Origin of the sequence: Micromonospora humidisoli (assembly GCF_016900955.1) — a bacterium.
Taxonomy (GTDB): Bacteria; Actinomycetota; Actinomycetes; order Mycobacteriales; family Micromonosporaceae; genus Micromonospora; species Micromonospora wenchangensis.
Map to the genome: position 1 here is coordinate 1 of NZ_JAFEUO010000008.1, position 22,942 is coordinate 22,942.

Below are 22,942 nucleotides of genomic sequence, written 5' to 3' on the forward strand. Positions count from 1 at the left end.
ATCCGCGCCCGATACCTGACCGACGCGATCACCTACAACCAGGTCCGCGGCCTACCCTTCACCGCCGCCGAACTGGAGACGATGCTGGAAGAGGTCTGCAAAAATGCCTGAACCCGTCGCCCTGAAACTCACCGGCAAAGACTTCAAATCCGACCAGGAAGTCCGCTGGTGCCCCGGCTGCGGCGACTACGCCATCCTCGCCGCCGTCCAACAATTCATGCCCGAGTTGAACATCGCCCGCGAAAACACCGTGTTCATCTCCGGCATCGGCTGCTCATCCCGCTTCCCCTACTACATGAACACCTACGGGATGCACTCCATCCACGGCCGCGCCCCCGCCATCGCCACCGGACTGTCCGTCACCCGCCCCGACCTGTCCGTCTGGGTCGTCACCGGCGACGGCGACGCCCTGTCCATCGGCGGCAACCACCTCATCCACGCCCTACGCCGCAACGTCAACCTCAAAATCCTGCTGTTCAACAACCGCATCTACGGCCTCACCAAAGGCCAATACTCCCCCACCAGCGAAACCGGCAAAATCACCAAATCCACCCCCGCCGGCTCCACCGACGCCCCCTTCAACCCCCTCTCCCTCGCCCTCGGAGCCGAAGCCACCTTCGTCGCCCGCACCATCGACTCCGACCGCAAACACCTCCAAACCATCCTCCGCGCCGCCGCCGAACACCACGGCACCGCCTTCGTCGAGATCTACCAAAACTGCAACATCTTCAACGACGGCGCCTTCGACCCACTCAAACAACCCGACACCCGTGACGACTACCTCATCCGCCTCGAACACGGCCAACCCATCACCTTCGGCCGCAACAAACAACACTGCGTCGTCCACCCACCCCACGGCTTCGGACTCGACATCCGCGACACCGCCACCACCCCACCCGAAAACATCGTCACCCACGACACCACCATCACCGACCCCGCCTACGCCTTCGCCCTCACCCGCCTCCCCCAACCCGACCTCCGCAACACCCCCATCGGCATCCTCCGCCAAACCCAACGCCCCACCTACGACACCCTCGTCCAACACCAAATCACCACCGCCAAAAACACCACCACCGACACCCCCGAACAACAACTCACCACCCTCCTCCACACCGGCGACACCTGGACCATCAGGCCGCTGGCCGACGCATGATCGACCGGATCACACCGCCTGGCGTCGTCGCCGTCGAGGCGTTCGACGACACCGACACCGAGCCGCTGCACCCCGCGGAGGCCGCGCTGGTGGCCCGCGCCGTCGAGAAGCGGGTGCGGGAGTTCACCACCGCCCGAACCTGCGCCCGCCGGGCGCTGCGCGCCCTCGGCGTACCGCCCGCGCCGGTGCTCACCGGCGAACGCGGCGCACCCGTCTGGCCGTCCGGTGTGGTCGGCAGCCTCACCCACTGCCCCGGCTACCGCGCCGCCGTGGTCGCCCGCGCGGCCGACGTACGCGCCATCGGCATCGACGCCGAACCCGATGCGGCACTGCCCGACGGCGTGCTCGACGCGATCGCCCTGCCCGAGGAACGCGCCATGGTGGACCGGCTGGCCACCGACGCCCCCGGACCGCACTGGGACCGGCTGCTGTTCAGCGCCAAGGAGTCCCTCTACAAGGCATGGTTCCCGATCACCGGGATCTTCCTCGGCTTCGACGAGGCCCGGATCGTCCTGCACCCGACCGACCGCACCTTCGCCGCCCGCGTCCTCGTCCCCGGTCGCGGTCGGGACTTCGACGGTCGCTACCTGCACGACGCCGGCCTGACCCTGACCGTCGTCGCCGTACCGCACTGAACCCGAGCCGTACCGCACCAGCCGACCCGGAACCGCGCCCCGCCGTGCGGACCTGACGAACGAGGGGACCACACCCGATGAACGCCGGCATCTACGCCGTCAGCGACCTGCACGTGGCGTACCCGGAGAACCGGAAGATCGTGGAGAGCCTGTGGCCCCGCGCGGCCAGCGACTGGCTGATCGTCGCCGGTGACGTCGCCGAACTCTTCGCCGACGTCACCTGGGCGCTGGCGCTGCTGGCCGAACGGTTCGCCAAGGTGATCTGGGCGCCCGGCAACCACGAGTTGTGGACCCACTCGCAGGACCCGGTCCGGCTGCGCGGCGAGGCCCGCTACCAGGCCATCGTGCGGCAGTGCCGGGACCTGGGGGTGGCCACCCCCGAGGACGACTACCCGATCTGGACCGGGCCCGGCGGCCCGCTGCTGGTCGCGCCGCTGTTCGTCGGCTACGACTACTCGTTCCGCGAGCCGGGTGTCACCAGCAAGGAACAGGCGCTGGCCCGGGCCCACGCCGCCGGGGTGGTCTGCGCCGACGAGGTCTTCCTGCACCCCGACCCGCACCCGAGCCGGGACGCCTGGTGCCGGGCCCGGGTGGCGCTGACCGAGACCCGGCTCGCCGGCAGCGACCCGGCGGTGCCGAAGGTCCTGGTCAACCACTACCCGCTGGTCCGGATGCCCACCGACATCCTGCGCTACCCCGAGTTCGCCCAGTGGTGCGGCACCGAACTCACCGCCGACTGGCACCGCCGCTTCCACGCCACCGCGGTGATCTACGGGCACCTGCACATCCCCCGGGTGACCTGGCACGACGGGGTGCGCTTCGAGGAGGTCTCCGTCGGCTACCCCCGGGAGTGGCGTACCCGTCCCCGCCCCGACTCGTGGCTGCGGCGGGTGCTGCCGACGCCCGTGCAGGTCTGACGGTTCACCCCTCGACGAGGCGCTTCTTCTGCACCTTGCCCAGCGCGTTGCGGGGCAGGGCGTCGACCAGCCGCACCTCCCGGGGCCGCTTGTGCACCGACAGGTGCCGGGCCACGAAGTCCACCAGTTCCGGCCCGGTCACCCCGTCGCCGACCACGTACGCGGTGACCTGCTGCCCCAGGTCCGGGTGCGGCAGGCCCACCACGGCCGCCTCACGCACCGCCGGGTGGGCCAGCAACGCCTCCTCCACCTCACCCGCCCCGATCCGGTACCCGCCGCTCTTGATCAGGTCGGTGCTCGCCCGGCCGACGATGCGGTGCCACCCGTCCGGGCCGACGGTGGCGACGTCCCCGGTGCGGAACCAGCCGTCGGCGGTACGGCTCGCCGCGTCGGCGTCCGGCCGGTTCAGGTAACCGTCGAACAGGGTCGGGCCGGTGACCAGCAGCTCGCCCATCGCAGCCCCGTCGGTGGGTAGGTCCCGGCCCTGCTCGTCGACGATCCGGGTGCGTACCCCGGGCAGGGGCACCCCGACGGCGCCCGGACGGCGCGGGCCGTCGGCGCGGGCGCTCACCGTGATCAGGGTCTCCGTCATGCCGTACCGCTCGACGACCCGGTGCCCGGTCAACCCGGTCAGCTCGTCGAAGACCGCCGTGGGCAGCGCCGCGCTGCCCGACACCAGCAGCCGCGCGCCGCGCAGGGCGCGCGCCGAGGCCGACGCCGCGGCGATCCGCGACCAGATCGTCGGTACGCCGAAGTAGAGCGTCCCGCCGGCCGCCGCGTACCGCTCGGGCTGCGGCCGGCCGACGTGGTGCAGCCGGCCACCGACCCGCAACGGGCCCAGCACCCCGAGCACCAGCCCGTGCACGTGGAACAGCGGCAGCCCGTGCACGAGCAGGTCGTCAGGCGTCCACGCCCAGGCGTCGGCCAACCCGTCCAGGCAGGTGGCGATCGCCCCCCGGGACAGCAGCGCGCCCTTCGGCGCGCCGGTGGTGCCGCTGGTGTAGAGGATCAGGGCGGTCCGCTCCGGTCCGGGTTCCGGATGCGTGGTCGCCGACACCCGGCCCAGGTCGACCGGGACGACAGGCAACCTGTCCGCCGCCGGGGAGTCCTCCGGGGTCGTGCCTGCCGGCGCGAGCAGGGCCCCGGCCGCCGAGTCGCGCAGGATGTGCTCCCGCTCCCGGGGCCCGGCGTCCGGCGGCACGGGCACCACCGCCGTGCCCGCCAGCAGCGCGCCCACCACCCCCACCACGGTCTCCATCGTCGGGGTGGTCTCGACCGCGACCCGGTCCAGGCCGTGCAGGTCGTCGGCGACGGCGGTGGCCAGCCCGTGCAGCCGGGACCGGGACAGCGACAGGTCACCCACCCGGATCAGATCCGGACGGTCGTCCACCGACGATGACATCGCGGCCAGCAGCGACACGGTCCACGCCCCTCCGGTCGATTCGCCCGGGGCACGGTGCGGCCCCGTGCCGCCGACGCTAGTGCGGCGACCGGCCCGTCACCACCCCTACCACGCTGCGCCACCGGGGTTCCCGGCGCGGCGGTTTGTGGTCGTCCGGTTGCGGTATCCCGGTCGGGTACGCCGCTACGAGGAGGCCCCGGTGGACGTCGACGACCTGCTGACCGGAATCTACGACCAACTGCCCGACCTGGTGGACGCGGCGGTGGACGGGCTCGGCCCCGAGGAGCTGTGCCGTACGCCCCGGCCGGGCGTCAACCCGGTCGGCTGGCTGGTCTGGCACCTCACCCGGATCCAGGACCAGCAGGTCGCCGACCTGCTCGGGGTCGACCAGGTGTGGGTCGCCGGTGACCGGGCGGCCCGGTTCGGGCTGCCCGCCGACCCGGCCGACACCGGCTACGGCCACACCCCCGAGCAGGTCGCCACGGTCCGGCCGGAGAACGCGCAGGCGCTCGTCGACTACCACCGGGCGGTGGCGCAACGGACCCGGGGGTTCCTGACCGGGTTGCGCCCGGCGGACCTGGACCGGGTGGTCGACGAGAGCTGGGACCCGCCGGTGACCCTCGGGGTCCGGCTGGTCAGCATCGCCGCCGACGACCTCCAACATGTCGGCCAGGCCGCCTACCTGCGGGGCCTGCTGCGACCGTGACTCGTCCGGCCCGATCTCGTCCGGCCCGATCTCGTCCGGCCCGGGTGAGCCGGCCTCACCCTCTCGACCGGCAGGCTGAGCAGGCACGTGACACACCGTGGGGGAGGGCAGCCGTGGGGACGTCGGTGGCGGAGTTCCTGGACCGGTGGGACGGGGGTCGGCGGCCCGACCTGCCGGAGACGACAAGCGGCACGCTGCGCCTGGACGCCGCCGAGGACGGGCACACCGCGCACTGGCGGTTGACCGTCCGCGACCAACGCGTCGAGGTCACCCGGTCCGCCGAGGACGCCGACCTGGTCGTCCGCGCCGACCGGGACGTCTTCGACCGGTTGGCGTCGGGCCGGACCCACCTCGCCACCGCGCTGCTGCGCAACGACCTGTCGGTACGGGGCAACATGCGGCTGCTGATGCTGCTGCGGCGGATCTTCCCCGGCCCGCCCGACGCCCGGCACCCCCGGGAGGCCGCCCGGGAGCGGGACGGTCACCGGTGAGGGAGGAACGGGTCCACGTCATCGCCGGCAACGCCTTCGCCGTCAGCGACGCGCACGGCGACATGGAGGTGGACCCGAGGACGCCGGTGGGGTTGTTCTCCTTCGACACCCGGTTCCTGTCCCGCTGGGTGCTCACCGTCGACGGGCAGCGGCTGCACGCCCTGTCCCGCGACGACATGACCTACTTCGAGACCCGGTTCTTCCTGGTCCCCGGCACGGCCAGTCACTACGTCGACGCGGACGTGTCGGTGATCCGGCACCGGTCCATCGACGACAGCTTCACCGAGCAGTTGACGGTGCTCAACCACTCCGCCGAGCCGGCCGAGTTCGTGGTGCGGATGGAGGTCGGCGCGGACTTCGCCGACACCTCGGAGATCCGCAGCCCGACGCCCCGGCGGATCACCACGGTCGCCTCCCCGTCCGACGCGGTGCTGCGGCTGCGCTACCACCGGGAGCGGTTCGCCCGGGAGGCGACGGTCTCCAGCACCGCCCCGGCCGACGTCGACGAGGGGGGCTTCACCTACCGGATCACCGTGCCGGCACACGGGAAGTGGACCACCGACCTGCACGTCGCGATGTCCATCCGCGGCGAGGGCGGGCACGACCTGCGGGAGAGCCTGGAGTCGCACCGGCTGCGGGTACGCCACGACATGCGGCACGACCTGAGCGACTGGCTCGACCGGGCGCCGCAACTGGTCAGCGAGCGGGAACGGCTGCCGGCGACGTACGAGCAGGCGCTGACCGACCTGGCCGCGCTGCGCTACGTGCCGCTGGCGTACTCGGGGCGGGTTCCGGTGGGGGGTCTGCCCTGGGCGATGGCGCTCTACGGCCGGGACGCGTTGATCACCTGTCTGATGACCCTGCCGTTCACCCCCGAACTGGCCCCGAACACGCTGCGCATGCTCGCCCTGCTCCAGGGCGGCCGGCTCGACGACCAGCACGACGAGGAGCCCGGCAAGATCCTCGGCGAGCTGCGGTACGGCGAGTCGGCCGCCTTCGACGAGCAGCCGACCGGGCTCTACTACGGGGCGGCCGACACCACCCCGCTGTTCGTGATCCTGCTCGACGAGTACGAGCGCTGGTCCGGCGACGCCGCGCTGGTCCGTCAGCTGCGCCACCCGGCCCGGATGGCGTTGGACTGGATCGACGGGTACGGCGACCTGACCGGCGACGGCTACCTGCGCTACCAGCGGCGCAACACCCGCAACGGGCTGGTCAACCAGGGCTGGCGCAACTCGCCTGACGCGATCGTGGACGCCGACGGCCGGGCTCCCGCCGGGCCCAGGGCCACCTGCGAACTCCAGGGCTACGCCTACGACGCGAAACGGCGCGGAGCCCGCCTGGCCCGGGAGTTCTGGGGCGAGCCCGAGTACGCCGACCTGCTGGAGCGGCAGGCCGCCGCGCTGAAGGAACGGTTCGACAGGGACTTCTGGCTGCCCGGCCAGGAGTACTACGCGTCGGCCCTGGAGCCGGACGGCACACCCGTGGTGGCGTTGACGTCCCAGCTCGGGCATCTGCTGTGGAGCGGGATCGTCGCCGAGGACCGGTCCACCGCCCTCGCCGCCCACCTGGTGGGGCCGCAGCTCTTCTCCGGCTTCGGGGTCCGCACGTTCGCCGCCGGGCAGTTGGCGTACAACCCGGTGGGCGCGCACCTGGGTGCCGTGTGGCCGTCGGACAACGCACTGGTCGCGGCCGGGTTGCGGCGGTACCACCATGACGAGGAGGCCGCCCGGATCGCCGACGGCATCTTCGCGATGGCGGATCTGGTCGGCGGGTCGGTGCCGGAGGTGGTCGCCGGTTATCCCCGGGAGAGCACCGGCTACCCGGTGCAGTTGCCGATGGCCGGCCGGCCGCAGTCGTGGTCCGCCGGGGCCCTGCTGATGCTGCTCGGCACGATCCTCGGGCTGCGGCCCTGCGGGGACAACCTGCTGGTGAACCCGGCCCTGCCCGCCGGTTTCGGCCGGGTCGAGCTGCTGGACGTGCCGGGCCGGTGGGGTCGGGCCGACGCGTACGGCCGGGACCGGTCGGCCGTACGCCCGGGGCGTCGCCCCCGGCTACGCTGACCGCCCGGCCGGTGGCGGGGTCGGTCGCGTGGGGGTGACCGGGTCGGCCGGCGGGTGGGTGACCCACCGGGACAGGGCCCGGTCGACGCCGACGAAGAGCAGGCCGAGCAGCCAGAAGGCGACGGCGAAGAAGACCGCGCTGACCGTGACGCCGTCGTAGCCGAGCTGCCCGGCGTCGACGAACGGGTACGGGTAGCGGTGCACGACCAGCCCGCGTACCAGGGCGAACCCCAGGTACGCCAGCGGGAACGCCAGCCACCAGAGGGCGTACCGGGGGCGCAGCCGGCCGCGCGGGTCGAACAGCGTCCAGTCGGCGACGGCGAGCAGCGGCACGACGGTGTGCAGGAGCTGGTTGCCCACCGCCTCGCCCGGCGTCCGGTCGGGCTGGGTCATCGCGAACGGGCTGGCCGGGTTGGCCAGCACCAGGTGGTAGACCACGCCGGTGATGGTGATGTAGAGCGTCACCGCGCCCTTGAGCGCGGACGGCGGTTCGGGCCGACGTCGCGCGGCCTGCCAGGCGGCGTAACCGGCGAACAGGCCGACCGCCAGGTTGCTCTGGATGGTGAAGTACGGCAGCAGCCCGGTGACGGTGGCCGGGCCGAGGGCGGTGAGCACGATCCCGGCCAGCACACCGATCACGATCGTCAGCCGGAAGGCCACCGCCAGGCGTCGACGCCGCAGACTCATCGGCGCAAGCTACCAGCTCCCGCCGGTGCCGTCGTCTGCCGTGGCTCGGCGGTCACCGGCCCCGGCGGTCGTCGGTCGGCGTCGGCGGCTGGACGTCGTCGCCGTCCAGCGGTCCGGGCGGATCGGCGGCGGACCGGGCGGGGACGGGGGTGGCCAGGGCGGCGCGCGCGGCCCGGAACGCCGACACCGCCGCCGGCTCGCCTGGCAGTTCGGCCGGGGCCACGGCGGCGCGCACCGCGGTCAGCAGCGTCGCCAGCGGCCGGACCGGACCGGTCGACCCGTCGACCACCCCGCTGAGCAGCCGCTCAGCGGTTTCCTGATCCAGACGGTATCGGGTCATCTCGTGTCCCTCAGCGTCGGCGCGGCGTGGGACGTCACGCCGCCGGAGCCCGGCGTGGCCCCGGTCACATCCGACCCGCGTGGCGACGACGCGAACCCGGTCGGCATCCCTACAGTACGTGACCGGCTGGTGTGCGCTGGTGTAAAAATCCGCTGGACAGGTCGCATCGAGGGAGGTTGGCGCCATGCCCGAACGTGACACCCACCGTGACGAACGCTTCGATCAGGTCGGCGACGAGGTGTCGGCCGCCGTCACCCGCGCGGCATCGGTGCTCCAGGAGGAGCTGTCCGCCGGCATCGACAGCGCCCGCCGGCTCCAGGAGAAACTCACCGCCGACCGGCGGGTCGACCCGGCGGCCTTCGACGAGGTGGCCGGACGGGTCCGCAGGGACACCCACGCGCTGATCGACATGGTGGTCGCCCAGCTGCCGGCCACCGGTGACCGGGGCGAGCTGACCCGCCGCTACGCCGCCGACGCCCACGACGTGCTGGACAGCCTGCTCGACCTGGCGCGGCTCGCCCCGGAACTGGCCAACGGACTGATCGACCGGATGTCCCGGCAGGGGTCGGAACCCACTCCCGGCCCGGTCCGCGTCGACCGGGACGCGGGGGCCCCGGCGGCCGACGGCGGGCCCGGCCCGGTGTCCTGAACCGATGACCCTCCCCGGCATCGACGACCAGGTCGGCGCGGTGCTGGACCGCTACCGGGCGCGGACCATGGCGACCCTGCTCGCCGACCTGCCCACCGGCGGCCCCCGCCACCTCTACGATCTGGTCGCCGACTATCCCCGCCGCTCCGGCAAGGGGCTGCGGGCGGCGCTCTGCCTGGCCGCGTGTCGGCTCGCCGGGGACGGCGGCGAACCGGACGAGGCGGCGGTCAACGTGGCCACCACCGTCGAGTTGTTCCACAACGCCTTCCTCATTCACGACGACATCCAGGACGGCAGCGAGCAGCGGCGGGGCGCGCCGACCCTGCCCGCCGCGTACGGCGTGGGCGTGGCGCTCAACGTCGGCAACATGACCAACCTGCTCGCCCTGGACCGGCTGCTGGCCAACCGGGACGCCCTCGGCTCCGGCACCACCTGGCAACTGGTCGAACAGACCCGGCTGATGCTGCGTCACTCGCTGGAGGGCCAGGCCATCGAGATCGGCTGGATCAGGGACAACGCCTGCGACCTCACCCCCGACGACTACTACCGGATGTGCCTGAAGAAGACGTCCTGGTACACCTGCATCTACCCGTGCCGCACCGGCGTGCTGGCGGCCGGCGGCGGACGGCTGCGCCCCGACCGGCTGGACCGCTACGGCTGGTATCTCGGTGCGGCCTTCCAGATCACCGACGACGTGCTGAACCTGGTGGGGGAGTACGCCGCCTACGGCAAGGAGATCGCCGGCGACCTGTGGGAGGGCAAGCGCACCCTGATCCTCATCGACTTCCTCGCCCGCTGCACGGCCGGGGAACGGGAACGGGCGGTGGCCTTCCTCGGCACCCCCCGCGCCGAGCGCACGGCGACCGAGGTGCGCTGGCTGCACCGCCGGCTGACCGCGTACGACAGTGTCGAGGTGGCCCGCCGCAGCGCCCGGGAACTGGCCGGGGCGGCGCTTGCCGAGGGGCGTACCGTCCTCGGTGACCGGGCCGACACCGAGGACGGCCGGTTCCTGCTCGGCCTGACCCGTTACGTCGTCGACCGCCCACGCTGACCGGCCGGCTCAGCCCATCGTCTTCGCGCCGTCGATGGACTCGCGGATGATGTCGGCGTGCCCGGCGTGCTGGGCGGTCTCGGCGATCACGTGCAGCACCGTCCGCCGCACCGACCAGCTCGCTCCCGGCTCGAACCAGGGTGCCTCCGGCAACGGGTGGACCGTGTCCAGGTCGAGGGTGGCGACCAGCTCGTCGGTGCAGGCCGCCGTCCCGGCGTACCGGGCGAGCAGGTCGGTCAGGGTGTCGTCGTCGGTCATCCGGAACATGCCCGCCCAGTCGACCGGCTCGCTCTCCATCGCCTCCGCACCGCCGGCCATGAACCGCGCCCACCGGTGCTCCACCAGGGTCACGTGCTTGATCAGGCCGCCCAGGCACAGCTCGCTGGCGGTGCTGCGGGTCGCCGCCTGCGCGTCGGTCAACCCGCGTACGGTGTGCCGCAGGAAGCCGCGGTGCAGGCCGAGGGACTGCACCAGGTCGGCCCGTTCGCCGGTGAGCACCCGCTCCGAAGTGGTCATCCGCCACCCTCCGTGGTCGATGTCGTCGGGGGTCACGCTAGGGCCACCCTCCGACACTTTCCGCCCCGCCCCGCCCCACCGCACCTGCGACCGCATCCGCCCCTGCGGTTGCCGATCCGGCCGCCTGGCGGTGGACTGGACCACATGGGAACGATCAGGGTGGGCACCTCGTCCTGGGCGGATCAGACGCTGCTGCGCGCCGGCTGGTATCCCCGGTCGGTGCGTACCCCGGCCCAGCGGCTGGGCTGGTACGCCGGACGGTTCGGGCTGGTCGAGGTCGACACCTCGTACTACGCCGTCCCGGTGCCGCAGACCACCGCCGGCTGGGCGGCGGCCACCCCACCGGGCTTCACCTTCGACGTCAAGGCGTTCAGCCTGTTCACCGGGCACCCGACACCGGTCCAGGTGCTGCCGAGGGACCTGCGCCCGCCCGCCGGGCCGTCCCGGGTCCGCCGCCGGGACCTGCCCGAGGCGGCGTACGACGAGCTGTGGGCCCGGTTCCGGGCGGCGCTGGCGCCGCTCGCGGCGGCCGACCGGCTCGGCGCGGTGCTGCTGCAGTTCCCGCCGTGGCTGGTGCGCGGGGAGGGCGCCCGGCGGCGGATCGCGGAACTGGCCGACCGGTGCCGGCCCTGGCGGGTCGCCGTGGAACTGCGCCACGGGTCCTGGTTCGACGGTGCGGCGGCGGCCGAGACGGTGACCTTCCTGCGCGACCACGACCTCAGCCTGGTCTGCGTGGACATGCCGCAGGGGCACCCGTCCTCGGTGCCCCCGATCATGATCGGTACCGCCGAGCCGGTGCTGGTCCGGATGCACGGCCACAGCGCGCACTGGGAACACGGCAGCAAGGAGGACCGGTTCCGGTACGCCTACGCCGACGACGAACTGCGCCGCTGGGCCGACCTGCTCACCGACCTGGCCGACCGGTCCGGCGAGGTGCACGTGCTGTTCAACAACTGCTGCGCGGGGCAGGCCCAGCGCGACGCCGCCCGGCTGGCCGAACTGCTCGGGGTGGTGGCCCCCACGACGGCAGCCGCCCGCCACTGACCGTGCCGGTACGGGCCCACCGTCCGTGCCGGGCCACTGACCGCGCCGGTACGGGGCCCGCCGTCGGCGTTGACGGCGGCCCCCGTACCGGCCGGTCCCGGCCCGCCGGTCAGCCGGCCATCGCCATCCGCCGCCGGGCCCCCGTCGCGGCCAGCCGGCCCATCGTCATCGGGGCACCCATCAGCCCACCGGCGCGCCCGAGCATCCCCCGGAACACCTGGCCCGGCTTCTGCTGCTCACCCATGTACGCGGTGACCACCACCAACGCCCCGGTCAACGCCGGCACGGTCCACTGCAGGACCTTCATCTGCCGCTGCCGGTGCGCCACCTCGGCGGGCGTCTGGTAGTTGGGCTCGGTGGTCCCCGACACCGGCGGGTTGCCGGCGTTCTGCAACTTCATGCCCACCAGCCGGCTGTAGCCGGTGACCGCGAGCGCGCCGACGGTCAGCGCCGTCTTCACCGCGCTCATCCGACCCACCCCGGACTGGGCCATCATCCGGGGGCTCTCGGTGGCCAGCTCACCCACCGCGCCGGCCAGGTGCGCGCCGATCGCCGCCGCGTTGACCGGCGTCCACCGCGACCAGCCGGCCGAGGCCACCGGAAGCCGTTGGGTCGAGTCGCTGATCCGTGCCGCCGCTCCGTTGACGCCCAGCGCCCCCATCAGGGAGCCACCGAACCAGGCCGCCAGGCCGAGATCGTGCATCGAGCGCAGTGCGGTGTGTCGTTCCGACATCTGATCCCCCTCCACCGTGTTCGGGCGCAGCGGCATACCCGTCCCGACGGGGGCTACGCGCCCGGCTGCCGGCGGGCAGGTACCGGACCGGACACCGGGGTCAGCGGCGGGGCAGACCGGCCGCGAAGTCGGCTACCCGCCGGCTCAGCGGCAGGCCGGCCCGGACCCAGCGGAAGTGGTCCAGCGGGGCCCCGGCCTCGGCCGCCGTGTACCGGTGCCTGGTGACCGGCGCGGCGGTGAGCTTGGCGCAGAGGTGGTCGACGATCGGGTGCGGGGTGTACTGGTCGTCGTCGACGCTGACCGCCAGCACCGGCAGGGTCAGCCGGCCCACCGCCGCGTCGCCGTCCACCCCGTCGAGGGTGGGGAAGCGACCGGTGCGGGCGGTACGCGCCCAGTCCCGGATCACCCCGCGCGCCTGCCGGCCGCCGAACCCCCAGCCCGGCCAGACCCCGAGCGTGCCGGCGACCGCCGCGATCCCCTGGCTGTACGGCAGCACGCCGTACCGGCGCAGGCCCGGGTAGCCGCGCCAGTACGGCATGCCGACGGCGAACAGGGCCAGCCCGTCGACCTGGTCGACACCGTGCAGGGCGAGGTGCAGCAGGGCCGCCTGCCCGCCCAGGGAGTGCCCGAGCAGCAGCGTCGGGCGGCCGTCCCGGTGGGACTTGAGCGCGTCGAGGACCGCGCCGACGTCGGCGGCCAGTTCGCGGTAGCCGTACCGGCAGGCCCGCGACGGCGTGGGCGTGCTGGCCCCGGTGCCACGCAGGTCGGCGACGACCACGGCCAGCCCGGCGGCGCGCAGCGCGGCGGCGAACGGGCGGTAGTAGCGGGCGCGGACCCCCATCGCCGGGCAGATCAGCACCAGCGGCGCGGCGGGCGACCCGGTGGGCTCCGGATAGACCTGGATGCCGATCCGGGCCCCGTCGACGTCGACGAACTGCTGCGTGTAATCCGCGTCCCCGCTCACCGGAACATCCTACCGGTCGGTAATAAGCGGTCTGTCGCGCCGCCCGCCGGGGGCGGTCAGGCCGCCGCCGGGGCCAGCCGGCCGACCCCGCTGACCGCGGCGTAGACCGTGCCGAGCTGCTCGGCCCAGTGCCGCAACGAGTAGCGCACCCGCACCCGGTCCAACGCCGCCGTCGCGTACGCGAAACGGCGTACCCGGTCGGCGAGCAGCCGGCGGACCGCGGTGCCCAGCGCCCGGGGGTCACGCGGCGGCACCAGGTCCCCGGTCAACCCGTCGACCACACTGTCGGTGATCCCGCCGACCGCCGTGCCCACCACCGGCACGCCACACGCCATCGCCTCCAGCGGGCTACGGCCGAACGGCTCGTACCACGGGGCGGCGACCAGGACGTCGGCGGAGCGGTACCAGGCGGCCAACTCCGCACGGGGCACCGCACCGACCAGCCGGACCCGGTCGGCGACACCGCAGGACCCGGCGAGCGCGGTCAACCGGCGGGCGACGTCGTCGGCCGGCAGCGACCCGGCCGGCGGCCCGCCCACCACCACGTACTCGGCCCCGGGCACGCCGGGCAGTGCCCGCACGACGTCCTGCACGCCCCGGCGTTCGTGCAGCGGACCCACGGTGAGCAGCCGGGGCCGGCCCGCGACCCGGGCGGCGGCCGGCCCGGTCGGGCTGAACAGCCGCTCGTCCACCCCCGACGGCACCAGCGCCAGCTTCGCCCGGGGCACCCCGAGCCGGACCAGCTCCCCCAACTCGTCGTGTGACTGGACGACGACCCGGTCGACGGCCCGCCCGAGCGCCCGCTCGTAGCCGATCCGCCCCCGGCCGGCCCGCTCCCGGCCATCCGGGCGGCGACGGTACGCGCTGCCCAGGTCGTGGTACGTCAACACCACGGGCGTGCCGGTACGTCGGCCGGCGTGCACGGCCGCCAGGCCGCTGAGCCAGAAGTGGGCGTGCGCCACGTCCGGCCGCCACCCGTCCTGCTGCCAGTGCGTGGCCAGCCAGCGGCCGAACTCGCCCAGGTGGGGCAGGAGTTCGTCGGCGGGCACCGGCCGGGCCGGACCGGCGGGCACGTGCCACACCTGGTACCCCGCGTCGGTCGGCACCGTGTCGGGCAGCCCGGTGTCGTCCCGTCTGGTGTAGACCCGCACCTCGTGGCCCTCGGCGGCCAGCGCCGCCGCCTGCTCGGCGACGTGCAGGTGCAGCCCCACGGCGTCATGTCCGCCGGGAACGGCGAGCGGGCTGGCGTGTCCCGAGACCATCGCGATGCGCATGCTTCCTCCTCCGTGGGCCGGTCACCGGCGAGGCGGAATCCGGTGCGGCGGCTCCGGCCGGCGTCATCACCCGGTCCCGCGCACCGGGCGCGTGACAGGCACCCGGCCGCCCCTGCGGCGTCGGTGCCCGGACGTCACGCGCCGCCCGGCATGCCGAACCAGTTGCCCAGCGCGGAGGCGGTAAACAACAACTTTGCGTGCCCGTCCGAGCGCCCTGCGTCCCCGTGACCGGCAGTGCTCAGCCCACCTCGGGCAGCATCCCCGGACCGAACACCTCGTAGGCGATCCGCTCCACCGGCACCCCCCGGCGCAGCAGGCCGCCGCGGACCCGGTTCATGAACGGCAGCGGACCGCACAGGTGCACGTGCACGTCGGGGGAGAGCGGGATCAGCTCCGGGTCGATCCGGCCCCGGGTCACCTCGGCGGGCAACCCCCGGGCGTCGTCGCCGGTGGTCTCCTCGTACCACAGCCGCAGGCGCAGCCGGGGCAACCGGGCGTGCAGCTCGACCAGGTCGGCCCGGTGGGCGTGGGCGGCGCCGTCCCGGTCGGCGTGGGCCAGCACCACCGGCCGGTCCGGCGCGGTCGCCGCCAGGTGGGCCAGGGCCGACATCGCCGGGGTGAGCCCGATCCCGGCGCTGACCAGCAACAGTGGCCCCTGGCCCGCCACCGCGCTCACCTCGCCGAAGGGTGGGCTCAGCGGCAGGGTGCCGCCGGGGCCGACGTGGTCGTGCAGGAAGCCGGAGACCAGCCCGTCCGGGGCCGCGCCCGCGCCGCGTACCCGCTTGACGGTGATCCGCCAGTGGTCGGCGTCGGGCCGGCCGGAGAGGCTGTACTGCCGGATCTGCCGGCCGCGCCCGCCGTCGAGGTCCACCGCGACCGAGACGTACTGGCCGGGCACGAAGCCCGGCACCGGGCCGCCGTCGACCGGGACGAGGGTGACCGAGACGACGTCGGTGGCCTGCGGCGTCACCCCGGTGACCCGCCAGTCGCGCCAGACCACCCCGCCGTGGGGCAGCCCGGTGGCAGCGTACAGCCGGGCCTCCCGGGCGACGAGTTCGCAGGCCATCAGCCAGTACACCTCATCCCAGGCGGCGGCGACCTGCGGGGTGACCGCCGCGCCCAGCACCTCGCCGACGGCGGCCAGCAGGTGCCTGCCCACCAGCGGGTACTGGTGGGCGGCGATGCCCAGTGCGGCGTGCTTGTGCGCGATGCGCTCCAGCACCGCCGTCCACCCGGTCGCGTTCTCGCCGGTGAGGTGCCCGGCGTACGCGACCACGGAGGCGGCCAGCGCCGCCTGCTGCCGGCCGGTCGCCTGGTTGCCCCGGTTGAACAGGTTCAGCAGTTCCGGATGGGCGGCGAACATCCGGGCGTAGAACCGGCCGGTGATCCGGTCGGCATGGGCCCGGACCACGGGCAGGGTGGCGGTGACGACGGCGGCTGACGACTCCGAGAGCACGGCTCCTCCTCCAAACGGGTACCGGAGACCACTAAAACAGGAACTTGAAAGTCCTCTTAGAGCCGAAAGTCCCGGGCCCGTCGGCACGCCGGTCACCGCCACCCGGCCCCTGTCCGCCACCAGGGGCGCTGGCTAGGGTCGGACCGTGAAGCTCAACCTGTCGACGGACATGGCCCTGCGGATCGTCATGCTCACCGCCCCCGCGTCGACCCGGACCACCGTCGACGAGTTGGCCGAACGGCTGGACCTGCCCCGCAGCCACGTGGCCAAGGTGGTCCAGCGGCTCCAGCGCATCGGGGTGCTGTTCACCGTCCGGGGCCGCTGCGGCGGGGTGGCCTTCGCCGAGGGGGCCGAACGGATCACCGTCGGCCGGGTCGTGCGTGCCTTCGAGGGGGAGGGGGAGGTGGTCTCCTGCGAGGAGACCGGCTGCGCCCTGCGCGCCGGCTGCCGCCTGCGGGTCCAGCTCCGCCGCGCCCAGGCGGCCTTCCTCGCCGTACTCGACGAGATGCCCCTGGAGGAACTGGCCGGCGGCCCGGCGGTGGCCCTGCTGCCCACCCCCGCGCCCGGCCCGGCCGCGGCCCGCACCCCGGTGGCGACCTGAGCGGCCCGGGGCGCGGACCGGCCGGCAGGGCGACCCACACGATCGCCCTGCCGGCGTCGGGTTCAGCTGATCTGGATCGTCCCGTCCGGCGAGCGGACGCAGGAGACCGCGTGGGCGCTGGTCGCCGCCGCACCGGTCAGGCACCGGCCGAGCACCTGGTGCCCGGCCGCGCTCGGGTGCCAGGACTCCTGGCACGTCTGGAAGTACGTCCCACAGGTGTTCGCGATCCGCTGGATGTCCAGCTTGTCGTAACCGGACAGGCTGGTCACGAAGACCCCGGAGGTGCCGTCCTGGAGCCGGATCGGGGTGGCCAGCGCGTTGCCGGGGCTGCCCGCCGACTCGCACAGCCGGGCCCCGTCGAAGGCCCGCTGCACGTTGAGGTAGACCAGGTCGGCGGCGGGGAACTCGGCGGACAGCGTGCTGCGGACCGAGCTGACCAGGGTGCCCAGGCCCTGCGAGAAACGCTGACCGGGGGCGAGGCTGGCCCGGTGGATCGGACAGCCGGCCGCGTACCGCTCGGCCCCCAGGTCGCGGAACTTGTCCCGGGTGTCGTCCCGGCTGTCCTCCTCCCAGTAGGTCGAGGCCAGCTCCGGCGGCAGCGGGTTGGTGTAGTCCTGGAAGACGATCCGGTGCTGGCCGTCGGCGTCGATCTCGTCCAGCGTGGTCAGGATCTGCCGGACCGCCGCCGTGGTCTCCGCCGTCGCGGCGGCGACCTGGGCGGAGGTGGCCAGGTCGGCGTCCGAGCAGGGCTCCTGCTCAACCGGGCCGCCGAGGTACGCCCAGAACTCCCACCACCCGGTCCAGGCGTCGGCGATGAACCGGTTCGCGCACTTCTCGGCGACACTGCCGAAGGTGAACGAGCTGTTGTTCGAGCCGAGACCGACCAGCACCAGGTCGATGTCGTGGGTCTGCCCGACCGCGCGCAACTGGTCGAGCTGGGCGGCGACCTGGCGGCCCTTGGCCCGGCTGGCCGAGGCGTTGGCGATGTCGTAGGGCTGGCCGCCGGAGCAGGCCAGGTTGAACCGGTCGGCGATCCCCGGCAGATCCGCCCTGAACAGTGAGGCGTTGGGTGACCGGTGACAGAAGTACGCGTTGGTGTTCGGTGCCGACCAGCCCGGGAACGGCTGGGCGACCCCGTTGACGTCGGTCACCGCCGAGTACGCCCCGGCCCCCTCGCCGCTGATGAAGCTGTCGCCGAGGGCGACCGCGGCGGTGGGCAGGGCGGCGACGGCCGGCGCGGGCGGGCCGGCGGCGACCGGCAGGGCGGCCGCGGCGACGGTGAGCAGCGCGGCGAGGGCGCTACGGTGGAACCTGGACATGACGTCCCCCATCTGTCCATGGAAATGTGAAAGATCCTTCCGGGCCGGATCAGATCACTTGGCGAGATGGACGTCAATGCCTCTTAACACGATCGTCCAACGGCGGAAACGGTCGTTTCCGGCCCGGGGTGCACCCCGTCAGGGAAGGCCCCGACGCCTGACGGCGTTGTCACCGGCGGACGCGCACCCGCCGTCCGACGTGGGGCTGCACGGCGCTGTCGGGGCGTACGGCTACGCTCGCTGCGGCACGCCGCGCGTGGAGATCGAGACGGTGAGCGGCACCACACCGCCGAGACCGGGGAGTACGACCAGTTGACCGCACAGCCTGAGACCCTCTACGGGGCAGACGACCTCACCCACCTGGAGGGCCTGGACGCCGTCCGCAAGCGTCCCGGCATGTACATCGGCTCCACCGACAGTCGTGGCGTGGGTCACCTCGTCAACGAGATCCTCGACAACTCCACCGACGAGGGTGTCGCCGGTCACGCCACCACGGTCGAGGTGATCCTGCACGCCGACGGCTCGGTGCAGGTCGACGACGACGGCCGGGGCATCCCCACCGACGTGCACGCCAAGTCCGGCATCTCCGGGGTCGAGCTGGTGCTCACCCGGCTGCACGCCGGCGGCAAGTTCGGCGGCTCCGGCTACAAGACCTCGGGCGGCCTGCACGGCGTGGGTGCCTCCGCGGTCAACGCGCTGTCCCGCCGGTTCGACGTAACCGTCCGGCGCGGCGGCAAGGTGCACGCGATGTCCTTCCGGCACGGGGTGCCCGGCGTCTTCGCCGGTGACGGCCCGGACGCCCCGTTCACCCCCGGCCCCGGCCTGCAGGTCGTCGGGGCGATGAAACGCGGCCAGCGCACCGGCACCTCGATCCGCTACTGGCACGACGCCCGCTACTTCGAGACCGGCGCGCGCCTCGACGTCGAGGCCGTCCGGATGAAACTGCGCAACACCGCCTTCCTGGTCCCCGGGGTCGACTACCGGCTGCGCGACGAGACCGCCGAGGAACCGGTCGAGGAGCGCTTCCACTACCCCAACGGGCTCACCGACATGGTCGAGTTCCTGGCGCCGGCCGGTGACCGGCCGGTCTCCGGCACCCTGCTGGTCACCGGCGAGGGGACGTACCGGGAGAACGCCGCCGACGCCAACGGCGTGATGCAGTCCAACGTGCAGCGCCGGGCCGAGGTCGAGATCGCCTTCCGCTGGGGCACCGGTTACGAGCGCACCGTCGAGTGCTTCACCAACACCATCCGCAACGCCCACGGCGGCACCCACCGCCGGGGCTTCGAGCGGGCGCTGACCCGGACCCTGGCCGACGCCGTCCGCAACATCCGGGGCCTGCTCAAGCCCAAGGAGGACCCGCCCACCCTGGACGACGTCCTGGAGGGGATGACGGCGGTGGTGCACGTGCGCATCCCCGAGCCGCAGTTCACCTCGCAGACCAAGGACGAGCTCTCCACCGCCGGCATCACCAAGGTGCTCCAGACCCTGGTCGAGCAGCACGTCAAGGCCTGGCTGGAGGACAAGCGCAGCAAGGCCGAGGCGCGCACGGTGCTCCAGAAGATCGTCGACGCGGCCCGGGTCCGGCTGACCCAGAAACAGCAGAAGGACGCCGCCCGGCGCAAGACCGCCCTGGAGGGCGCGTCGATGCCCGCCAAACTCGTCGACTGCCGCGCCGCAGGCATCGATAGGAGTGAATTATTCATCGTGGAAGGGGACAGCGCCCTCGGCACAGGGCGACTTGCCCGTTCTGCGGAATATCAGGCGCTGCTGCCGATTCGCGGCAAGATCCTCAACGTGCAGAAGGCCAACCTCCAGCAGGTGCTCGACAACGCCGAGTGCGCCGCGATCGTGCAGGTGCTCGGGGCCGGCTCGGGACGTACCTTCGACCTGTCCGCGCTGCGCTACGGCCGGGTGCTGATCATGGCGGACGCCGACGTGGACGGTGCGCACATCCGGACCCTGCTGATCACCCTGTTCGCCCGCTACATGCGCCCGCTGATCGAGGCCGGCCGGCTCTACGCCGCGATGCCGCCGCTGCACAAGATCACCACGAAGGGGCGCAGCCCGCAGACCACCTACACCTACACCCAGGCCGAGATGGAGGCGACGGTCCGCAAGCTGGAGAAGGCCGGCAAGCAGATCGTCACCCCGATCCCGCGCTTCAAGGGCCTCGGTGAGATGGACGCCGACGAGTTGTGGGAGACCACGATGAACCCGGCCACCCGGGCCGTGCGCCGGATCACCCTCGACGACGTCGACGCCGCCGAGCGCATCCTCGAACTGCTGATGGGCGAGAAGGTCGAGCCGCGCCGTAACTGGCTGATCGACTCCTCCGACCGGGTCGACCGGGACGCGATCGACGCATGAGCACCGTGGCCGCCGCACACCGGGAAGAGAGCTGAACGATGGCACGCCGTAAGGACGACCGCGCCAAGGTGGACCTGTCCGCCTTCGACCAGGCCGGCGCGCGGGTCTTCGACAACCCGCTGGTCACCGAGGTGTCCGACTCCTACCTGGAGTACGCCTTCTCGGTCATCCACTCCCGCGCCCTGCCCGACGCCCGCGACGGCCTCAAGCCGGTACACCGCCGCATCCTGTACTCGATGCACGAGAACGGCTTCCGGCCGGACCGCTCGCACGTGAAGTCGGCCCGGGTGGTCGGCGACGTGATGGGGCGCTACCACCCGCACGGTGACACCGCGATCTACGACGCGATGGTCCGGATGGCCCAGGACTTCTCGCTCAACGCCCCACTTATCGACGGGCATGGAAATTTTGGTAGCCCGGACGACGGCCCGGCCGCGGCGCGCTACACCGAGGCCCGGCTCGCCCGGGAGGCGATGCTGCTCGTCGGTGAGCTGGGCGAGGACACCGTCGACGTCGAGCCCAACTACGACGGCTCGCTGACCCAACCGACCGTGCTGCCCGCCGCCTTCCCCAACCTGCTGGTCAACGGCGCGTCCGGGATCGCGGTCGGGATGGCGACCAACATGATCCCGCACCACCTCGGCGAGGTGGTCTCCGCCGCCCGTTGGCTGATCAACCACCCGGACGCCGACCTCGACAAGCTGATGGAGTTCGTCCCCGGCCCCGACCTGCCCACGGGCGGTCTGCTGCTCGGGCTGGACGAGGTGCGCCGGGCGTACGAGACCGGGCGCGGTGTGGTGCGGATGCGCGGCCGGGTGGAGATCGGCCCGCTGGAGGGCAGCCGGGGCCGGCAGGCGATCACCGTCGTCGAGTTGCCGTACGGCGTCGGCGCGGAGAAGGTCATCGCGGCGATCACCAACGAGGTCAACAAGACCAAGCGGCTCACCGGCATCGCCGACGTCAAGGACCTCACCGACCGGGAGAGCGGCACCCGGCTGGTCGTCGAGTGCAAGGTCGGGGTCAACCCGCAGGCGTTGCTGGCCGACCTCTACCGGCTGACCCCGCTGGAGCAGTCGTTCGGCATCAACAACCTGGTGCTGGTCGACGGCCAGCCGCGCACCCTCGGGTTGAAGGCGCTGCTGGAGGTGTTCCTGGCCCACCGCTACGAGGTGGTGACCCGGCGCAGCGCGTACCGGCGGCGCAAGCGCGAGGAGCGGCTGCACCTGGTCGACGGCCTGCTGATCGCCCTGCTCGACATCGACCGGGTGGTCAAGCTGATCCGGGCCAGCGAGGACGCCCAGGCCGCGAAGGACGGCCTGATGCAGAAGTTCAAGCTCTCCGAGATCCAGGCCACCTACATCCTGGACACCCCGCTGCGCCGGCTGACGAAGTACGACCGGATCGAGCTGGAGGCCGAGCAGGACAAGCTGCGCGGGGAGATCGCCGCGCTGTCGAAGATCCTCGACGACCCGAAGGTGCTCCGCAAGGTCGTCTCCGACGAGCTGGCGGCCGTGGTGAAGCAGTTCTCCGGGTCGCGGCGGACCACCCTGGTCGACGGGGACCTCAAGGAGGTGCTGGCCGCGTCGGTGCCGGCCGGGCCGCTGGAGGTGGCCGACGACCCGTGTCAGGTGATCCTCTCGGCGACCGGGCTGGTCGCCCGGACGGCGGCCGAGTCGGAGGAGGCGTCCGAGGGGCGTCGACGCAACGGCCGGGTCAAGCACGACACGGTACGCGCGGTCGTGCACACCACGGCCCGGGGGCGGGTGCTCCTGGTCACCAGCGCCGGCCGGGCCTTCAAGGTCGACGTGTTGCCGCTGCCGGTGCTGCCCGAGCAGGCCGGCACGGTGTCGTTGCGGGGCGGGATGGCCGCCGCCGAGCTGGTCCCGCTGGCGGCGGGGGAGACGGTGATCGGGCTGGCCCCGCTCGGTCCGACCGCGCAGGGCTCCCCGGGCCTGGCGGTGGGCACCCGGCAGGGCGTGGTGAAGGTGTGCACGCCGGAGTGGCCGGTGCGGTCGGACGAGTTCGAGGTGATCTCGCTGCGGTCGGGCGACGAGGTGGTGGGGGCCACCTGGCTCGACGACGGCAGCGAGACGTTGGCGTTCGTGACCAGTGAGGCGTCCCTGCTGCGGTTCGCGGCGTCCGTGGTCCGCCCGCAGGGGCTCAAGGGTGGGGGGATGGCCGGGGTCAGCCTGCCGGCGGGCGCCCGGGTGGTGTTCTTCGGCGCGGTCCGCACCGACGACGCCGCGCACGGGGAGCCGATGGTGGTCACCTCGACGGGGGCGACGGTCAAGGTGACGCCGTTCGCGTCGTACCCGGCGAAGGGCAGGGCGACCGGCGGGGTGCGCGCGCAGCGGTTCCTCAAGGGTGAGACGGATCTGGTGGTGGCCTGGATCGGGGCGCGGCCGGTGGGCGCGACGGCGACCGGTGACCCGGTGGAGCTGCCGCCGGCCGATCCGCGCCGGGACGGGTCCGGTTTCGCCGTCATGCTCGGCCCGACCGTCGTCGGGCACCTCATCGAACGCGACTGAGCCCGGCCCGGCCGCCGCAGGGGCTGGCGGCCGGCCGCCCCGT

General features: G+C 73.2%; 21 protein-coding genes. 12 read left to right on the forward strand and 9 right to left on the reverse strand.

The annotated features are described in order from the left end of the window. Positions 1-103 precede the first annotated feature (103 nt). The 3 genes from JQN84_RS25755 (at position 104) to JQN84_RS25765 (ending at position 2,705) form a co-directional block, all read left to right on the forward strand. Positions 104-1,153 carry a 2-oxoacid:ferredoxin oxidoreductase subunit beta gene (locus JQN84_RS25755; protein ID WP_204961158.1) on the forward strand — a complete coding sequence of 350 codons (1,050 nt, stop codon included), beginning with the start codon at positions 104-106 and terminating at the stop codon, positions 1,151-1,153. Next, on the forward strand, positions 1,150-1,788 hold the full coding sequence (locus JQN84_RS25760) for a 4'-phosphopantetheinyl transferase family protein (protein ID WP_204961159.1): 639 nt from the start codon (positions 1,150-1,152) through the stop codon (positions 1,786-1,788). Before JQN84_RS25755 ends, JQN84_RS25760 begins: the two co-directional genes overlap by 4 nt. A gap of 77 nt (positions 1,789-1,865) precedes the next feature. Beyond that, on the forward strand, positions 1,866-2,705 hold the full coding sequence (locus tag JQN84_RS25765) for a metallophosphoesterase family protein (protein ID WP_204961160.1): 840 nt from the start codon (positions 1,866-1,868) through the stop codon (positions 2,703-2,705). Between the two features lie 4 nt (positions 2,706-2,709). On the opposite strand, the gene JQN84_RS25770 is transcribed toward JQN84_RS25765, so the two are convergent. Beyond that, positions 2,710-4,125, reverse strand: coding sequence for an acyl-CoA synthetase (locus JQN84_RS25770; RefSeq protein ID WP_204961161.1), 1,416 nt, complete (start codon positions 4,123-4,125; stop codon positions 2,710-2,712). 181 nt (positions 4,126-4,306) lie between these two features. Here JQN84_RS25770 and JQN84_RS25775 point away from each other — a divergent pair, with 181 nt between their 5' ends. The 3 genes from JQN84_RS25775 to JQN84_RS25785 all read left to right on the forward strand — a co-directional run bounded on the left by JQN84_RS25775 (position 4,307) and on the right by JQN84_RS25785 (position 7,367). Further along, a complete protein-coding gene (locus JQN84_RS25775) occupies positions 4,307-4,813 on the forward strand; it encodes a mycothiol transferase (protein ID WP_204961438.1) in 507 nt (168 codons plus the stop codon). Positions 4,814-4,926: 113 nt separating this feature from the next. Then, entirely contained in the window at positions 4,927-5,304 is a 378-nt protein-coding gene (locus tag JQN84_RS25780; protein WP_204961162.1) for an SCP2 sterol-binding domain-containing protein, read from the forward strand. Beyond that, complete coding sequence (locus tag JQN84_RS25785) at positions 5,301-7,367, forward strand: amylo-alpha-1,6-glucosidase (protein ID WP_204961163.1); 2,067 nt, start codon at positions 5,301-5,303, stop codon at positions 7,365-7,367. Before JQN84_RS25780 ends, JQN84_RS25785 begins: the two co-directional genes overlap by 4 nt. On the opposite strand, the gene JQN84_RS25790 is transcribed toward JQN84_RS25785, so the two are convergent. Next, positions 7,359-8,054, reverse strand: a complete 696-nt coding sequence (locus JQN84_RS25790) for a Pr6Pr family membrane protein (RefSeq protein WP_204961164.1) — start codon at positions 8,052-8,054, stop codon at positions 7,359-7,361. The genes JQN84_RS25785 and JQN84_RS25790 overlap by 9 nt on opposite strands. 52 nt (positions 8,055-8,106) lie before the next feature. After that, positions 8,107-8,394, reverse strand: coding sequence for a hypothetical protein (locus JQN84_RS25795; protein WP_204961165.1), 288 nt, complete (start codon positions 8,392-8,394; stop codon positions 8,107-8,109). Positions 8,395-8,578: 184 nt separating this feature from the next. Here JQN84_RS25795 and JQN84_RS25800 point away from each other — a divergent pair, with 184 nt between their 5' ends. Beyond that, the gene (locus tag JQN84_RS25800; protein ID WP_204961166.1) at positions 8,579-9,043 is read left to right on the forward strand and encodes a hypothetical protein; all 465 of its coding nucleotides are present in this window, start codon (positions 8,579-8,581) and stop codon (positions 9,041-9,043) included. Between the two features lie 4 nt (positions 9,044-9,047). Then, entirely contained in the window at positions 9,048-10,094 is a 1,047-nt protein-coding gene (locus JQN84_RS25805; RefSeq protein ID WP_204961167.1) for a polyprenyl synthetase family protein, read from the forward strand. A 9-nt stretch (positions 10,095-10,103) separates the two neighbouring features. Here JQN84_RS25805 and JQN84_RS25810 read toward each other — a convergent pair whose 3' ends face one another. Then, a complete protein-coding gene (locus tag JQN84_RS25810; protein WP_204961168.1) occupies positions 10,104-10,610 on the reverse strand; it encodes a DinB family protein in 507 nt (168 codons plus the stop codon). A gap of 144 nt (positions 10,611-10,754) precedes the next feature. Between JQN84_RS25810 and JQN84_RS25815 the strand changes: the two genes are divergently transcribed. Continuing rightward, on the forward strand, positions 10,755-11,654 hold the full coding sequence (locus JQN84_RS25815) for a DUF72 domain-containing protein (RefSeq protein ID WP_204961169.1): 900 nt from the start codon (positions 10,755-10,757) through the stop codon (positions 11,652-11,654). A 109-nt stretch (positions 11,655-11,763) separates the two neighbouring features. On the opposite strand, the gene JQN84_RS25820 is transcribed toward JQN84_RS25815, so the two are convergent. From JQN84_RS25820 to JQN84_RS25835, 4 genes are all read right to left on the reverse strand, one after another. Beyond that, positions 11,764-12,387 (reverse strand): hypothetical protein, encoded by a 624-nt coding sequence (locus tag JQN84_RS25820; RefSeq protein WP_067311729.1) that lies wholly within the window; start codon positions 12,385-12,387, stop codon positions 11,764-11,766. Positions 12,388-12,487: 100 nt separating this feature from the next. Next, the gene (locus JQN84_RS25825) at positions 12,488-13,351 is read right to left on the reverse strand and encodes an alpha/beta hydrolase family protein (protein WP_204961170.1); all 864 of its coding nucleotides are present in this window, start codon (positions 13,349-13,351) and stop codon (positions 12,488-12,490) included. A 56-nt stretch (positions 13,352-13,407) separates the two neighbouring features. After that, on the reverse strand, positions 13,408-14,625 hold the full coding sequence (locus JQN84_RS25830; protein ID WP_204961171.1) for a glycosyltransferase: 1,218 nt from the start codon (positions 14,623-14,625) through the stop codon (positions 13,408-13,410). A gap of 238 nt (positions 14,626-14,863) precedes the next feature. Next, a complete protein-coding gene (locus tag JQN84_RS25835) occupies positions 14,864-16,081 on the reverse strand; it encodes a globin domain-containing protein (protein ID WP_204961172.1) in 1,218 nt (405 codons plus the stop codon). Between the two features lie 145 nt (positions 16,082-16,226). Here JQN84_RS25835 and JQN84_RS25840 point away from each other — a divergent pair, with 145 nt between their 5' ends. Then, the gene (locus tag JQN84_RS25840; protein WP_204961173.1) at positions 16,227-16,682 is read left to right on the forward strand and encodes an RrF2 family transcriptional regulator; all 456 of its coding nucleotides are present in this window, start codon (positions 16,227-16,229) and stop codon (positions 16,680-16,682) included. A gap of 62 nt (positions 16,683-16,744) precedes the next feature. Here the strand turns inward: JQN84_RS25840 and JQN84_RS25845 are convergent, their stop codons facing one another. Then, on the reverse strand, positions 16,745-18,001 hold the full coding sequence (locus tag JQN84_RS25845; RefSeq protein ID WP_204961174.1) for an SGNH/GDSL hydrolase family protein: 1,257 nt from the start codon (positions 17,999-18,001) through the stop codon (positions 16,745-16,747). A gap of 312 nt (positions 18,002-18,313) precedes the next feature. On the opposite strand from JQN84_RS25845, the gene JQN84_RS25850 reads away from it, so the two are divergent. Continuing rightward, complete coding sequence (locus JQN84_RS25850) at positions 18,314-20,371, forward strand: DNA gyrase/topoisomerase IV subunit B (RefSeq protein ID WP_204961175.1); 2,058 nt, start codon at positions 18,314-18,316, stop codon at positions 20,369-20,371. Between the two features lie 38 nt (positions 20,372-20,409). After that, positions 20,410-22,899, forward strand: coding sequence for a DNA gyrase/topoisomerase IV subunit A (locus tag JQN84_RS25855; protein ID WP_204961176.1), 2,490 nt, complete (start codon positions 20,410-20,412; stop codon positions 22,897-22,899). Positions 22,900-22,942: the final 43 nt, after the last annotated feature.

Excerpts from the sequence above, each read along its gene's own strand:
- JQN84_RS25760 (WP_204961159.1), top strand. The coding sequence starts at position 1,150 with ATGATCGACCGGATCACACCGCCTGGCGTCGTCGCCGTCGAGGCGTTC.
- JQN84_RS25845 (WP_204961174.1), bottom strand. The coding sequence starts at position 18,001 with ATGTCCAGGTTCCACCGTAGCGCCCTCGCCGCGCTGCTCACCGTCGCC.
- JQN84_RS25805 (WP_204961167.1), top strand. The coding sequence starts at position 9,048 with ATGACCCTCCCCGGCATCGACGACCAGGTCGGCGCGGTGCTGGACCGC.
- JQN84_RS25790 (WP_204961164.1), bottom strand. The coding sequence starts at position 8,054 with ATGAGTCTGCGGCGTCGACGCCTGGCGGTGGCCTTCCGGCTGACGATC.
- JQN84_RS25830 (WP_204961171.1), bottom strand. The coding sequence starts at position 14,625 with ATGCGCATCGCGATGGTCTCGGGACACGCCAGCCCGCTCGCCGTTCCC.
- JQN84_RS25820 (WP_067311729.1), bottom strand. The coding sequence starts at position 12,387 with ATGTCGGAACGACACACCGCACTGCGCTCGATGCACGATCTCGGCCTG.
- JQN84_RS25795 (WP_204961165.1), bottom strand. The coding sequence starts at position 8,394 with ATGACCCGATACCGTCTGGATCAGGAAACCGCTGAGCGGCTGCTCAGC.
- JQN84_RS25800 (WP_204961166.1), top strand. The coding sequence starts at position 8,579 with ATGCCCGAACGTGACACCCACCGTGACGAACGCTTCGATCAGGTCGGC.
- JQN84_RS25765 (WP_204961160.1), top strand. The coding sequence starts at position 1,866 with ATGAACGCCGGCATCTACGCCGTCAGCGACCTGCACGTGGCGTACCCG.
- JQN84_RS25810 (WP_204961168.1), bottom strand. The coding sequence starts at position 10,610 with ATGACCACTTCGGAGCGGGTGCTCACCGGCGAACGGGCCGACCTGGTG.
- JQN84_RS25815 (WP_204961169.1), top strand. The coding sequence starts at position 10,755 with ATGGGAACGATCAGGGTGGGCACCTCGTCCTGGGCGGATCAGACGCTG.
- JQN84_RS25755 (WP_204961158.1), top strand. The coding sequence starts at position 104 with ATGCCTGAACCCGTCGCCCTGAAACTCACCGGCAAAGACTTCAAATCC.
- JQN84_RS25855 (WP_204961176.1), top strand. The coding sequence starts at position 20,410 with ATGGCACGCCGTAAGGACGACCGCGCCAAGGTGGACCTGTCCGCCTTC.